This window comes from Novipirellula artificiosorum (assembly GCF_007860135.1).
Lineage (GTDB): Bacteria > Planctomycetota > Planctomycetia > Pirellulales > Pirellulaceae > Novipirellula_A > Novipirellula_A artificiosorum.
This window is the reverse complement of record NZ_SJPV01000008.1, coordinates 352,676-366,799: the sequence shown is the minus strand read 5'-3', so window position 1 is coordinate 366,799 and position 14,124 is coordinate 352,676. Positions and strand designations below refer to the sequence as shown.

Annotated in this window: 12 protein-coding genes; 11 read left to right on the top strand and 1 reads right to left on the bottom strand. The window is 55.9% G+C overall.

All coding sequences use genetic code 11. The features are described from left to right. The first annotated feature begins 41 nt into the window (after nucleotides 1-41). The 10 genes from pepF to Poly41_RS21760 all read left to right on the top strand — a co-directional run bounded on the left by pepF (nucleotide 42) and on the right by Poly41_RS21760 (nucleotide 11,167). The gene (gene pepF, locus Poly41_RS21805) at nucleotides 42-1,841 is read left to right on the top strand and encodes an oligoendopeptidase F (protein ID WP_146528840.1); all 1,800 of its coding nucleotides are present in this window, start codon (nucleotides 42-44) and stop codon (nucleotides 1,839-1,841) included. 139 nt (nucleotides 1,842-1,980) lie between these two features. Then, nucleotides 1,981-2,733 (top strand): flagellar hook-basal body protein, encoded by a 753-nt coding sequence (locus tag Poly41_RS21800; protein WP_146528839.1) that lies wholly within the window; start codon nucleotides 1,981-1,983, stop codon nucleotides 2,731-2,733. A 32-nt stretch (nucleotides 2,734-2,765) separates the two neighbouring features. Next, on the top strand, nucleotides 2,766-3,572 hold the full coding sequence (flgG, locus tag Poly41_RS21795) for a flagellar basal-body rod protein FlgG (protein ID WP_146528838.1): 807 nt from the start codon (nucleotides 2,766-2,768) through the stop codon (nucleotides 3,570-3,572). Between the two features lie 122 nt (nucleotides 3,573-3,694). Further along, on the top strand, nucleotides 3,695-4,828 hold the full coding sequence (gene flgA / locus Poly41_RS21790) for a flagellar basal body P-ring formation chaperone FlgA (protein WP_146528837.1): 1,134 nt from the start codon (nucleotides 3,695-3,697) through the stop codon (nucleotides 4,826-4,828). 6 nt (nucleotides 4,829-4,834) lie between these two features. Continuing rightward, nucleotides 4,835-5,638: a flagellar basal body L-ring protein FlgH gene (locus Poly41_RS21785; protein ID WP_146528836.1), complete on the top strand. Its 804-nt coding sequence runs from the start codon at nucleotides 4,835-4,837 to the stop codon at nucleotides 5,636-5,638. 91 nt (nucleotides 5,639-5,729) lie between these two features. Beyond that, nucleotides 5,730-6,794, top strand: coding sequence for a flagellar basal body P-ring protein FlgI (locus tag Poly41_RS21780; protein WP_146528979.1), 1,065 nt, complete (start codon nucleotides 5,730-5,732; stop codon nucleotides 6,792-6,794). A gap of 15 nt (nucleotides 6,795-6,809) precedes the next feature. Continuing rightward, a complete protein-coding gene (locus Poly41_RS21775) occupies nucleotides 6,810-7,127 on the top strand; it encodes a rod-binding protein (protein ID WP_146528835.1) in 318 nt (105 codons plus the stop codon). Between the two features lie 65 nt (nucleotides 7,128-7,192). Beyond that, complete coding sequence (locus Poly41_RS21770) at nucleotides 7,193-7,699, top strand: hypothetical protein (RefSeq protein WP_146528834.1); 507 nt, start codon at nucleotides 7,193-7,195, stop codon at nucleotides 7,697-7,699. Nucleotides 7,700-8,025: 326 nt separating this feature from the next. Next, nucleotides 8,026-10,329 (top strand): AMP-binding protein, encoded by a 2,304-nt coding sequence (locus tag Poly41_RS21765; protein WP_231615837.1) that lies wholly within the window; start codon nucleotides 8,026-8,028, stop codon nucleotides 10,327-10,329. 1 nt (nucleotide 10,330) lies between these two features. Continuing rightward, nucleotides 10,331-11,167, top strand: a complete 837-nt coding sequence (locus tag Poly41_RS21760) for a homocysteine S-methyltransferase family protein (RefSeq protein WP_146528833.1) — start codon at nucleotides 10,331-10,333, stop codon at nucleotides 11,165-11,167. A 4-nt stretch (nucleotides 11,168-11,171) separates the two neighbouring features. On the opposite strand, the gene Poly41_RS21755 is transcribed toward Poly41_RS21760, so the two are convergent. Then, a complete protein-coding gene (locus Poly41_RS21755) occupies nucleotides 11,172-12,140 on the bottom strand; it encodes a deoxyhypusine synthase family protein (protein WP_146528832.1) in 969 nt (322 codons plus the stop codon). Between the two features lie 130 nt (nucleotides 12,141-12,270). Between Poly41_RS21755 and Poly41_RS21750 the strand changes: the two genes are divergently transcribed. Beyond that, nucleotides 12,271-13,851, top strand: a complete 1,581-nt coding sequence (locus tag Poly41_RS21750; protein WP_197231511.1) for a DUF1598 domain-containing protein — start codon at nucleotides 12,271-12,273, stop codon at nucleotides 13,849-13,851. Nucleotides 13,852-14,124 lie beyond the last annotated feature (273 nt).

The window sequence follows — 14,124 nt, the reverse complement described above, 5'->3', positions numbered from 1 at the left end:
CTTGGGCCCTTTTCTTCCTCTTTTCAAGCCAAATTGAATTCATGACGACCGAGACGCTGCCGGCCCGAACCGATGTCAATCCAGCATACTGCTGGGATCTGTCTAGCCTCTTTCCGAACGATCAGGCGTGGGAAACGGAGTTCAAGAAATTAGAGGAACAGATTGCCGTTTTTGAGACTTATCGTGGTCGGCTTGCGGAATCGGCGACGGTCTTGGCTGAAGCGCTCGCATTTGACAGTGACTTTGATCGTAGGGCGGAGCGAATTGGGACGTATGCGTTCTTGAAGACCACCGAAGACCAGGGAGACAGCCACAGCCAGGGGATGAAAATGCGTTTTCAAAACCTGGCCGTTCGAGCAGGGCAAGCCGCCAGTTTTATGCGTCCCGAGTTGCTGTCGGTCGATGAAGGACGGATGTCACAGTTGATGGATGACGAAACCCTTTCGCTCTATCGCTTACAACTCGAACGACTGCTCCGCTATCGGCCGCACACGTTGTCCGATAGCGAAGAACGGTTGTTGGCGATGCAGGGAGAAATGGCATCGGCCGCCAGCAATGCGTTTCGCCAATTGAACGATGCCGATTTACGATTTGGCGAGATCGAGGACCATCACGGCCGCAAAATCGAATTGTCGCACGCGACGTTCGGCCAATTGCTCATCAGCCCGGATCGCAAAGTTCGTCGCAAGGCATTTCATCAATACTATCAGCAGTTCTCCCAACATGAAAACACGCTCGCTGCGACCCTTGGCGGCAACATCCAGCGAGACGTCTACTACGCCCGGGCAAGGAATTATGAAAGTAGCCTGCAATCGTCGTTGTTTCCCGACAACGTGCCGGTCGATGTTTATGACAACTTGATTGCCGCCGTTCGAGATTCGCTGCCCAACGTCCACCACTATCTTGACGTTCGACGCCGAAAAATGGGCATCGACAAAATCCACCACTATGACACGTACGTGCCGATTCTGAGCGATATCAAGAAGCACCACAGCTGGGAGGAAGCCGTTGCGGTGATCCTCGAATCTCTCGCCCCGCTTGGCTCGGAGTATTTGGGGGTTCTCGAAGAGGGCTTGCGCGGCCGTTGGTCGGATCGCTACCCCAATCGAGGTAAGCAGAGCGGCGCTTTCTCGTGTGGCACCTTTGATGCCGACCCTTACATCTTGATGAACTTTAAGGAAGAAGTGCTCAACGATGTCTTCACGCTCACCCATGAAGCCGGCCACTCGATGCACAGTTGGCATTCCGCACGGCACCAACCCTTCGAGTACTACAACTACACGATTTTTGTGGCCGAAGTCGCCAGCACGTTCAACGAGCAGCTGTTAACGGACCATTTGCTCAAGCATGCGACGGACGATAACGAGCGAGCCTACCTGATCAATAACGAACTTGATGGGATTCGTGCGACCGTCGTGCGTCAAACCATGTTCGCGGAGTTTGAAAAGATCACTCATGAAATGGCCGAAGCGGGTGAACCGTTGACGGTAAAAGCGTTTCGAAGTGTCTATCGTGAATTGCTCGACGCTTACTTTGGACCGGACTTCGTCGTCGACGAGGAATTGGAACGCGAGTGTTTTCGTATTCCCCATTTCTATCGAGCATTCTATGTCTACAAGTATGCTACGGGGCTCAGCGCCGCAGTGGCGCTTTCGCGACGGGTGCTCGAAGGTGGTCCGCAGGAACTAGACGATTACTTGCAGTTCTTGTCGGGCGGATGCAGCAAGGATCCGCTGGACCTGCTTCGTGACGCGGGCGTCGACATGACCAGCCCCGAACCGGTGGCGACGACGCTCAAGCGATTCAAGACGTTGACCGAAGAGCTCGATTCGCTGATTTGATCCGATCGGCCAAACGAGACGCCCCCCCACGACCACGGACTTTCACCGATTGCCCTTGCTTCGACCGCGATGGAAGTGCTACCCCAACATCGGGGGCTCTAGGTAAATCGTTTTCGATCCCGATCCATTCTGGTGACCTATGCCCTACGGTGTCTATCTCTCGGCCTCTGGTGCGAATGCTCAGAGCCACCGATTGCAGGTACTCAGCAACAATTTGGCCAACACGCAAACGCCCGGCTACAAGCCTCAGCAAACCATTCTGCAGGCACGCTTCGCGGAATTGATCGAAGAAGGCGACGTGCAACCCGGTCTCGGGGGTGCGGACGACATTGGAGGTGGCGTGACGATCCAGCATGCCCAGACCCAGTTCGATCAAGGCCCGCTGAAATGGACGGGAAATGAAACCGATTTTGCGATCAATGACGCCGATTCTTTTTTTGTCGTCCAGCGTGGCGACGAACGAATGATGACGCGAGCGGGAGAGTTCGTGTTTGATTCTCGCGGCCGAATGATCAATCCCGCCGGCGATCAAGTACTCGGCAGCGACGGCCGAGCGATCCAAATTGAACCGGGTGTTCCCTATCACGTTGCTCCCGAGGGGCGGATTCAACAGGGTGGCAATCGTTTCGAGATCATGCTAGCGAAACCCAAAAGCCTCGGCGACCTTTCTCACGTCGGTGGCAATTTGTTCAAACCGCTTGCCGACTTTGATCTTGTCCCCGGCGACCAGCGAAAGGTAGTAGCAGGGGAGGTCGAGCAATCGTCGGTCAACCCGACGATGGCGATGGTGGAATTGATCGAGACATCACGTGCGTACGAAGCGAACGTGCGAATGATCCAAAACCAAGACAGTGTGATGGGCACGCTGATCAGCCGTGTGTTGCAGTCGTAACCAAAATTCAATGGATTGAAACGGAGTTTCAGATGAGCGTTCAATCGCTGTACACCGCTGCCACCGGCATGGGGGCAATGGAAACCAAATTGGATGTGATTGCCAATAACTTGGCAAACATCAACACCACGGGCTTCAAGAAAGACCGAGCCAATTTCGAGGATTTGCTCTATCGCACGGAAGTCTACCCGGGCGTGAAAGACGCAAGCCAGAACCCAACCGCAGTTGGAACCCAAGTCGGACTTGGCGTGCGAGTGACGAGCACCCAAACCGACCAACGCCAAGGAACGCTTCAACAAACCGGTCGCGAACTTGACGTTGCGATCCGCGGTTCCGGCTATTTGAAGACGATCGATCCATCGACGCAAGACACGATGTACACACGAGCAGGAAATCTCGATATCAATGCTAACGGGCAACTGGTGATTGGCTCCGCGCAAACGGGCCGTCTGCTTGAACCACCGATCACGATTCCTCAAGACGCCTCAGCCATAACGATCAACGGCAGTGGCGAAATCATGGTCCGGCAACCGGGCAATGCGGAACTTTCAACCGTCGGGCAAATTGAGCTCGCTCAGTTCATTAACCCCGATGGGTTGCTAAAAATGGGCGAAAACATGTACTTGCAAACCGATGCATCTGGGCAAGAGATTTCAGGGAACCCAGGTGAACAAGGGCTTGGTACGTTGGTGCAAGGGAACCTCGAAGCATCGAACGTCGAACCCGTTCAAGAATTGATTGACTTGATCACCACACAGCGAGCGTTTGAACTCAACAGCCAAGCGATCCAAGCCGGTGATCAAGTGATGCAGAATATCTCGAATCTAAGACGATTCTAACGCAGGCCTTGGTGCTCGCTGCTTAGCACGCTTCTTTTACGTTCGTTGCAAAACGCAACCGTCTTGAGAGCGTGATCTTAATCGAACCCCCTCTTACTCGTGACAGCTTTCCTTTGAATTTCATGCATGCTCGTAATCGATCCTGGGCCATGATCGCGGCCGCTGCATTCGGCATGCTCGGTGTGACGCCGCACACGTTTGCCCAAACCGCTTCGCTCGTCCCCGTGCGAAAACCGTCCACTCAAAACACGACGATTGGCCAGGACACTTCGTGGACGTTTCGAATGAAGCCGGACGTGATCGTAGAGTCGCCAATCGTGCGACTCAGCGACGTCATCGTGCCACTCGATCCGAACACGCCGGGTTGGCCACGTTTGGCCCGGACCGCCGTTGGTTTGGTTCCTGTGGATGGAACACCGATGCAGGTCGATCGAGACCGTTTGAGTAAGGTGATTGAGCATACCGAAGCGACCCCACGAACGATCCATTGGGTTGGATCCAATCGTTCACAGGTTCACTATGAACAGGGAAACCCATCGAGATCACAAGCGGTACAACAAACCCAATACCGAGTCGCAGTGGATGCGGACACGCCCGCGATTGATCTCGCGTTCGCCGAGCGAATCATCCGCTGGATCAAGCAAACCATCGATCGCGACGACCGGGATTTTCAAGATCGTTACGAGTTGACGATCGATCCAACTCAGCCTGCAATGCATGGGCTCGTGCGGGCTCGAGGAATCCAGCAGGCAACCTTCGTTTCGGGCATCCAAGAAGGCGAGGTTGTCTTGCGAGTCGTCTCGCTGGGACTCGAAGGGCCGATCGAAGCCGAGTTGGTTGCAACGATCGTCGCGAACCCTGTCGCGATCGTGCCAACCCGAAGCATTCGGAGCGGCGTCCGACTTGGTCCAGGCGACCTGACCAAGCAACCGATTCCTCTCGCCGAATGGGACGATGCGTACTACACCGACGTCTCCGATCTGATTGGCACCGAAAGCAAGGGCAGTCTGCGTGCGAGCGAACCGATTCGATATGGCAGCGTCGGCAAACCCACCTTGGTTCGACGCGGTGACCTGTTGGAAGTCCGCGTTATCAATGGAGCCATCAGTGTGACGACCAATGCAAAAGCCCAATGTGATGGCTCGGAATCCGATCTGATTGAAATCGAAACACTCGATCCTCGTAAACGTCTTGTCGCACGTGTTGTCAGCAGCGGACTGGTTGAAATCGTCACTCGTGCCCCCAGGACGGAGTAAGAACGAATGAGCGAACTCAAATCCATCCTGTTGCTGCTTTGCGCTGCGTTGTTGGCAATGCCCATTGCCGCTGCCCAAGACAGTTCGCTGCTACGGCAACCGCTGCCCCAGCACACGGGCCCTGCTTATTCAGGGTCTGCCTATTCGGCGCCCGGACAAACCGCGACGATGCAGCCGCTGCAATCCTCCAACGACGCCTACACACCGCAGCCACCGTCTCGGTCGATGACGCAAGGCAATCCGGGCGCTCCGCCTACGATGCTAAGTGGCGTCAGTTGGACGTACCAGCCGCCGCCACAATTACGACGTTTTCAAAAGAATGACATCATTGCGATTCGCATCGACGAGATCACGCGAATGATGGCCGAAGGGAGTGCGGACAGCCGCAAGCGGACCATGTACGAAGCGATCGTCAGCGATTGGATTCAGTTGGAAGATTTTAGCTTGCGACCGGACCCACAAGAGGGCGGTGATCCGAGTGTTGCGACCGAATCAAACAATCAATTTCGCAGTGAGTCGTCGGTCGAATCACGAGAATCGTTGTCCTTCAATATCGCCGCGACCATTGTTGACATCCGGCCCAACGGCAACCTTGTGCTCGAAGCTCGCAAGACGATCCGAGTGAACGACAACCTTTGGGAAACATCGATGTCGGGGATTTGTCGTGCGGAAGATATCGCTCCCGACAATACCGTGCTCAGTCGCGATGTGATTGATCTCGAAATCCGCAAGGAAGATCAGGGGCATTTGCGAGACGGATACAAACGTGGCTGGTTCAGCCGATGGTTCGATCGCGTGCAACCCTTTTAGGATTTCGATACGGATGAACTTTACGAATAGCAAGACGCTTTCATCACGACCTTGGAGTATCCTGGCCGTCGTTTGTGTGTTCGTCGGTTGCATGGGTTTTCAGCGATCCGGTAAAGCTGCGAGTTTACGGCTGGGGGACATGTGCCGTCTCAAAGGCCAAGAAATCAATACGCTGCAAGGACTCGGGTTGGTCGTGGGCCTGCGTGGAACGGGCGACAGTGATGCGGCTCCCACGGCGCGAGCGCTTTCTCGAATGATGCAATTGATGGGTGGCCCCATGGCGCTCGACTCCTTAGGGCAACTCGACCTCCGTGACGTGGGTGACGCGAAAAATGTCGCAATGGTATTCGTGACTGCAAGAATCCCAGCCGTCGGATCCCAAAACGGCGATCTGCTTGACGTCTCGGTGAACGCGATCAACGCCAAAAGCCTCGAAGGCGGCTACTTGATGATGACGCCCTTGCTTGGGCCTCGAGCGGATAACCCAACGGTGTATGCGATTGCGCAAGGCCCCATGCGGCTAACCCTTGAGGGACCGGCGACGACCGCGACGATCCAAGGCGGTGCAAAAATGGAAGCGACCGTACCGGCTGCGTTTGAGCAAGATGGGCAGATCACTTTGATCCTCGATCGCGATTTCGCGAGCTTTGACAATACGCAGCGGATCGAAGACGAGGTGAACGGTTTACTGGCACTGACCCTCGGCGAATCCGGACGGTTTTCCAATCGGTATTCCTCCTCTGCGGCGACACAGGGGGGAGCCCAGGCCATTGACCAATTGCACGTCCGGGTGCAGATTCCGTCGCTGTACCGCGAGAATCCGATCAAGTTCATCTCATTGCTTCTGAATCTACAGATCCAATTGGCAAGCCATTCGTCCCGTGTGGTCATCAACGAACGCGAAGGCATTGTGGTCATCGGCAAAGATGTTGAAGTCGCGCCGGTCTTGGTCACGCATCGCAACTTGCGGATCGAAGCGGGCGGCGTCGGTGGCTTGGTGGGAGTCAATGATAAAGTGAGTGAAAAAGATACGGCGAAACTCAAAAACTTGGCCGATGCACTCAACGCATTGGATGTCCCGACATCAGATCTGATCGCGATCATCAAGACGCTGAAACGCAAAGGCGATCTGTATGGCGAAGTTGTATTCCAATAGTGTCAAAGGCTTTCCATGAACATTCCCTCATCGTCGTTTGATACGCTACGGTCCCAGTACGACCACGCATCCACGCCAAAATTGCCATCTGCTGGCGGCGAGGATGAAATGAAAGAAGCGTTCACTCAATTTGTCGGTGAGACCATGTTTGGCAGCATGCTCGCGTCGATGCGAAAAACCGTCGGCAAACCAGCCTACTTTCATGGGGGGCGCACTGAAGAGGTCTTTCAGAAACAAATGGACCAATTGATCGTCGAGGATCTCACCGAATCCTCTGCCAGCACCCTCGCCGATCCAATGTTTGAGCTTTTTCAGATGAACCGCTTGCCGTAGGGCGGCGTGACTGTCATCAGCAAGCTTCCTGTCAGAAACCGATTTCACTCACCCTCGCCACCTCGATGACACACACCGCCTGGCTTGATCGCGTTTCCACGTATGTGGACCAACTGGAACAGATCGCAGGGACCCTTGAAATGTCTCTGTCACAAGCTCGACTCCGTACGTCTGCGGTCAATCTGTCCGCGTTGCCGGACCAGATCAGCGAATGGGTCGCTGCCGTTGGACAACTCGAATCGATGGTGGCCGAGCGTGAGACGCTGTTGTCCGCTGCCGACGCTCCCGCCAAAGGAACGACGTTGATCGAGAAATTGGCGAGCACCGGGACGGCATCGGACTTGGCACTGATGCAACGCTGCAAGGAGGTTGCCGCGACCGTTTCCATGGCTCACCATTGCGCACTGTCGCTGTTTGTATGCCAATATCACTTGGCCAGCTTCTCCAGTGACGTGTTGCGACTGCTTTCGGGTGCCGATGCTCCGCCCACCTACCAATCCTCCGTAGGCGGGGTTGGCAGCAGCGAGGAAAGGCAGCGTGGCGGCGGACGGCTGTTCAACGACGCGGCCTGATTTTTTTCAATGACCCGCTTGATTGCTTGATTTCTGACGTAGTGGGATTCGCCAGAATTCCATCACGCCATAAAACGCAGGAATTCTGGCGAATCCCACTACCGCAAAACGAGCCGATCAAGCAATCAAGCGGGTCATTGATTTTTTTCGTTCGATTCGCGTTTCGACCCGGCCTGACGGGCTCTCTGTCTCTGGGTTGGCAACTCCCTGTAATTTCACAGACCGCCCCGGTGGTTTATGGTGTAGTGGGTGGAAACGCGGATCACCACCGAGGGGAGCCCTGTTTTGGCTAAACCCAGAAAACACTTTTTCGAGAGAAGAACTGCGTGAGTGGATTGCAAATTGGCCTACTGATTGTCGCGGTCTTGATGGTTTTGATCATCGCGACCGCCATCTTTTTCCCACGAAAGTTCATTCGCGGGTTCATGGCCCCGCTGCTCGCGACGCTGTATCGAAAACAAGTGATCGGACTCGAGAACTTGCCGTCCGAGGGAGGGTACGTCGTCGCCAGCAACCACGTTTCTTGGATCGATGGAATTCTGATCCTCTGGATGCTCCCCAAAAATGTCCGTTTCGTGGTGGATGCCGAGAATTTCGAGCATCCGATCACGCGGTACTTGGGTGCTGGGTTCGACACGATCCTGATGCGAGCGACCAACCCGAAATCGATTGGTCGAGCCCTGAAAGCCGCTCGAGAGGGGCTCAACTCAGGGGACGCGATCGGCATTTTTCCCGAAGGTACCATCTCGCGGACGGGGCAACTGCAAGCATTTAAGGCGGGGATCAGCAAGATCACCAAAGGAACGGATGCACCGGTCGTCCCGATGTGGCTCGATGGCATGTGGGGCAGTCTGTTTAGTTTTTCCGGCGGCAAACTGTTCTGGAAACGGCCAACCCAATTGCGTCGGCGTTTAACGCTCTATATCGGCACGCCACAGCCAAACGGGACTCCTTTGGAATTGATCCGCTCGCAGGTCCAACAATTGGGCGCCCGAGCGACGATCGAACATCGCGATGCGTTTCCTGTTCTTGCCCGTCGAATCATTCGGGTCTGGCGACGACGTGGCCGCAGGCTTCAGTGTGCCGATTCGCTGGGTACCGAAGTCAGCGCTCGCGACATGCTCGTCCGAGTCTTGGTCCTTCGCCGGCTGCTGCGCCGCGAGGTGTTATCGAAAGACGAAGCGTATGTCGGCATCTTGCTTCCACCGAGTGTTGCAGGAGTGGCCGCCAATGTCGCCTTGGCACTGGATCGACGGATCACCGCAAACTTGAACTACACCGTTTCGAGTGACGTGATGAACCATTGCATTGCAGACACGGGCATCAAGCATGTTCTGACAAGCGAAAAGTTCCTCAGCAAGTTGGACCTCAAGCTCGATGCCAAGACGGTCGCCTTGGATTCACTGCGAGAGAAGATCACGACCCTGGACAAGGTCGTTGGTTTCTTGCAAGCGCGGCTGCTGCCGGCACGGGTGCTCGACTGGTGGTTGGGACTCGGGCGCATCGACAAAGACGATCTGCTGACCATCATCTTCACCAGCGGTTCCACGGGAATGCCCAAGGGCGTGATGCTGAGCCAGGCGAACATTAGTCACAATGTAGACGCGATTGAGCGCGCCATCAAACTTGACGACCGTGACGTCGTGTTGGGCATCCTGCCCTTCTTTCATTCGTTTGGGTACGCCGTCACGCTGTGGGCGGTCAACACGCTTGGGCCCGCGGGCGTTTACCATTTCAACCCGCTCGATTCACGACAGATCGGCAAACTGGTTCAGCGTTATCAAGCCACGGTGTTGCTGGGGACACCCACGTTTTTGCGCAGCTACCTTCGCAGGGTTTCCCCCGAGCAATTCAAATCGCTCGATGTGGTGGTTGCGGGTGCCGAGAAGATGCCAGCCGATCTGTTTGATGAGTTTGAAAAGAAGTTTGGCGTTCGACCGATCGAAGGGTATGGCACGACGGAACTGAGCCCATTGGTGTCGGTCAACATTCCACCGTCTCGTTCCAATGCCGTTTACCAGTCGGATCGCCTCGAAGGAAGTGTTGGCCGTCCCTTGCCAGGAATCTCGGCAAAGATTGTTTCGCCCGATGACGGGACAGAACGGAGAGCCGGCGAAGACGGCATGTTGTTGGTGACCGGGCCGAACGTGATGCGAGGTTATGCAAACCAGAGCGAATTGACCGAGAAAGCGATCCAGAATGGATGGTACGTCACCGGCGACATCGCGAACGTCGACGATCAGGGATTTTTGCATATCACGGGGCGGCTAAGTCGATTTTCAAAAATCGGCGGCGAAATGGTGCCGCATGTGAGAATTGAAGACGAATTGGCCAAATTGTTTAGCGATGGTGATGACAACGACGAGGAAGATGGTCAACGTGTTTGCGTCACGGCAGTTCCGGATCTGAAAAAGGGCGAGCGATTGGTGGTATTATTCAAGCCACCGGCCAAAGACTACGACGAAGTGCGAGCGGCATTGAACAAGGCGGGCATGCCAAACCTATTCATCCCATCGGCCGACAGTTTCCTGGAAGTGGATCGGATCCCGTTGCTAGGAACGGGAAAGCTCGACATCAAAGGTGCTCAAGTGGTTGCGTTGGAGCATTTTGGCCCGAAAGTGGAACCATGAGATGTCGCCCTCTGCGAGCGAGTCACCCCTCACGATTCTCGATGGCCCGCTGGGAACCGAACTGAGTGCTCGCGGCGTATCGATCGATTCCCCAAGTTGGAGTGCCGAGGCGATTCGCATGGCCCCCGAAACGATCGCCCAAATCCATCGCGACTATGTCGCGGCCGGCGCGACCATTCACACGGCCAATACGTTTCGCACTCGCCGCCGAGCGGTCGGCAGGCCTTGGCGAGAAATGACGGATCGAGCCGTTCAAATCGCCAAGCAATCGGTGCCGAAGACCCATCGTGTCGCGGGCAGCATCGCCCCGATCCATGATTGTTACCGTCCCGATTTGTCGCCGCGGGACCCTCGAAGCGAACACCGTGAAATGGCAACCCAACTGGTCGACTCGGGGTGCGATCTCTTAATTTGTGAAACCTTTCCAAGTCCGCGCGAGGCGAGAATCGCAACCGAAGAAGCTGTCCGAACCGGCTTGGAAACCTGGGTTGCGCTGACGGCCGGACCCAATACCGATTTGATGACACCACCGCAAATGGCCCAGGCCGCATTGCAAATGGTCGAGGCCGGCGCCGCGGCGGTTCTGGTCAACTGCACGCCGGCAAGCCAATCCGCTCGTTTCCTCCAAGCGATCGCGAACACGGGAATCGCCGTCCCAATCGGCGTCTACGCCAACGCCGGTTCCCTGCAAGAGCGAATCGGCTGGGAACCGCTCACCGAAGCGGGCATCGCCCAGTACCAACAATACGCTCGAACCTGGGTCGAAATCGGAGCAACTTTGATCGGTGGATGCTGCGGTACCGGACCGAGGCACATTCAAGCCTTGACAGAACTGTAAAAGATCATATTCCCATCACATAGGCAAAGATCAGTGGCGCGACAATCGACGCATCGCTTTGAATCATGAACTTTGGCGCCTCGGGTTCCAACTTGCACCAGGTAATCTTCTCGTTCGGTACCGCCCCGCTGTAGCCACCATAACTGGTGACCGCATCACTGATTTGGCAGAAGTAAGCCCACAACGGGATGTCGAGTTTCAAATCTTGAATCATCAACGGGACCACGCAAATCGGAAAGTCACCCGCGATCCCGCCGCCCACTTGAAAGAAACCGATCGGGTTTTGCGGTGACGTCGCTTTGTACCAGCGGATCAGCTGTTCCATCTGTTGGGTGCCGGAAGCGATCGCTTGGTGGTTGGCGACTTTACCCTCGTAAACACGAGCTGCGTAGATGTTGCCGAGGGTCGAGTCTTCGAAACCAGGCACAAAAACGGGAATCCCCGCATCTTTCGCTGCGGCCACCCAGCTATGCTCTCGTGGAACTTGGTAGTGCTGGACGAGGTCTTCATCGTCGAGCAAATCGAACATGAACTGCGCCGGCATCTTCATCGCCTTGCTGTCGGCAGCTTGTTGCCACAGCACCAACAATTTCCGCTCGATGTGCCGCATCACCGTTTCCGGGATACAAGTATCGGTCACGCGATTGAACCCTTCGTCGCGAAGCGCGACCTCATCGGCAACCGACAACGCCCGCCAATCCTCGATGATGCGGTATTCGTCGTGGGCGACAAGGTTAAAAATGTCTTCTTCCAAGTTTGCCGCGGTGCAGGTGATTGCATGGACTTTGTTCTGGCGGATCATCTCAGCAAGCGAAATACCAAGCTCCCCGGTACTCATCGCACCGGCCAAGGTCACCATCATCTTGCCATTTTGCTCACTCGAAACGAAGCTTCGGTAGCTTTTCGCAGCGCTAAGCAATTCGCGTGCATTGAAGTGGCGAAAGTTCTTTTCCAGAAATTCAGAGACATTCACGGTGATTTTGCTTGTTTTGTTGAGTGGGGGATGCGAGAACCAATGGACGAAGCCGGTATTTTACTCGTCTGCCGGTCGATTGTCGTAGGGCCCTTGGGCGAGGACCCTTCAAATGGGGATGGAGCTAAACATGAGCGTTCAACGAATCGGCCAACTCTGCCTTGCGTTTTGCAGCGTCCTATGGATCTCGAGTCCGATCCTGCTCGCGCAATCGACGCGTTCGGAACCTGTGACGCAGGACGCCACGTCCAACGAGCGTGACCCGCGGGGCGGTAATTCGATGGCAGACTTTCAATCACTGATGCAGTTGATCCAGGAGACGGTCGAGCCAACGATTTGGCAAGACCTGGGCGGTACCAGCACGATGGCGCCCTACCCGCAAGGCGTTTGGGTCAACTCGAAGGACACGATTCAGCTACACCAAACGGACGAATTGACCGATTTGGCCAACCAAGCCGCCGGGGTGATGCAACCACGTCGCACGGAGCCGGCTGATCTTGTTGCATGGCAACAACCAGCCGATCTTCGTTTTGTATCGCTGCGACGGCTGGCAAATGAGCACGCCCAACGGAAAGCCTCCGGGACTCCGCTGTCCGATTCGATTCTCTGCTTAGCAGGGCTTTCGGAAGTGAAACTTGTGTTTCTCTCAGACGACCATGACATCGTGTTGGCCGGATCCGTAGGCGGAATCGAGAACCATCGAGGCTGGTTCCGCGACAAGAAAACCGGTCGCAGTACGCTACGGCTCGAGTTCTTGCAAGCCTGTTTCGAGTCGGCAATTCGACAGGCACCCTTTGGTTGCACCATCGATCCGACCACCGACGGATTGCAACAAGCGGCTTCGCTTGCGGTGAAGATACGCAGCAACGACATCCCCGTCCGTGAGGCTCCGGGGCATTTGCGTGATGCGATCGGGATGCAGCGAGTCGAGGTGTTTGGAACTGCAGCGGATTCGATGCTGAGTTACTTGATGGTCAAAGCGGACCGTCACATGAAGCAATTGGCGCTCGGCGAACGTGCCATGCCCGAGGCGACCAGCAACTACCTCGACGCAATCGACTCCAATCTGGCTGCTGGCCCACCCCACAATCTGTTACTTCGGCTTTGGTTCACCGCATCGCCGCACGAAGTACTCTGCGATCCCTCGCAGCATGTGTTTTTTGTCAGCGGGCGACCGGTTCGTCTGAGCGGCCAGAATGAGCGGGCACTCGCGACGGGTCAGCGAGGCGTTTTGACGACCGATCCGGCGAGTGATCAGTGGGTCGCCGAATTCAATGAGCACTGGCAATCGATCTGTGACGAGTATCCTATGTACAGTGCTTTGGAGTCGGTCTTTCGTACCGCGGCCATCGCAGAACTATCTCGTCGGTATGCAACCACCGCCCCGCAACATTCGCTGACCAACGAGATTGCCGGACTCGGTTCTGACCGTCCGTGGACCTTGGCGGTACCGGGCCAAGTTGAAACCATGGCGGTGCTGCACGAGACGCGACTTGGCCGGAAAATTCACCATATTCTTGTGGCCAGCGGTGGCGTGTTGGTCCGCCTCGGCGAGACCATCCCCGAAACCATCACGATCGCCGACCTCGGCCCGGAAGTCTCGCCGGGCGAGCGTCAGCGTGAAGGGCAGGATCGGAGAATTCCCCCGCAACGGGGCGGGCAACTCGAACCGCAACGGTGGTGGTGGAACTTGGGGACGGTGACGCGATAAGGGAGCCGGCAATTTGTCGAATCTTTTTCGCAAATTCTCGCCCCCCGCTAGCGATTGACGCCGTTTGGGTGCATCGGGTCGGTCGCAGCGGAAAATCGGCCGTCGCCAAGCCACTCGGTCGTCGGAAATCTCGCTGAGTGAAGGGTTTGCGTTCCGTCCCAAGGCGGCTGTTCCTGTTCGGACGGCGGACCGAACCGCGTCCGAATCTCCACTCCTGCATTAACCGGGCCAAATTATCGGAGATGCCCTTTTCCACATCCAGAGAATCTGTTA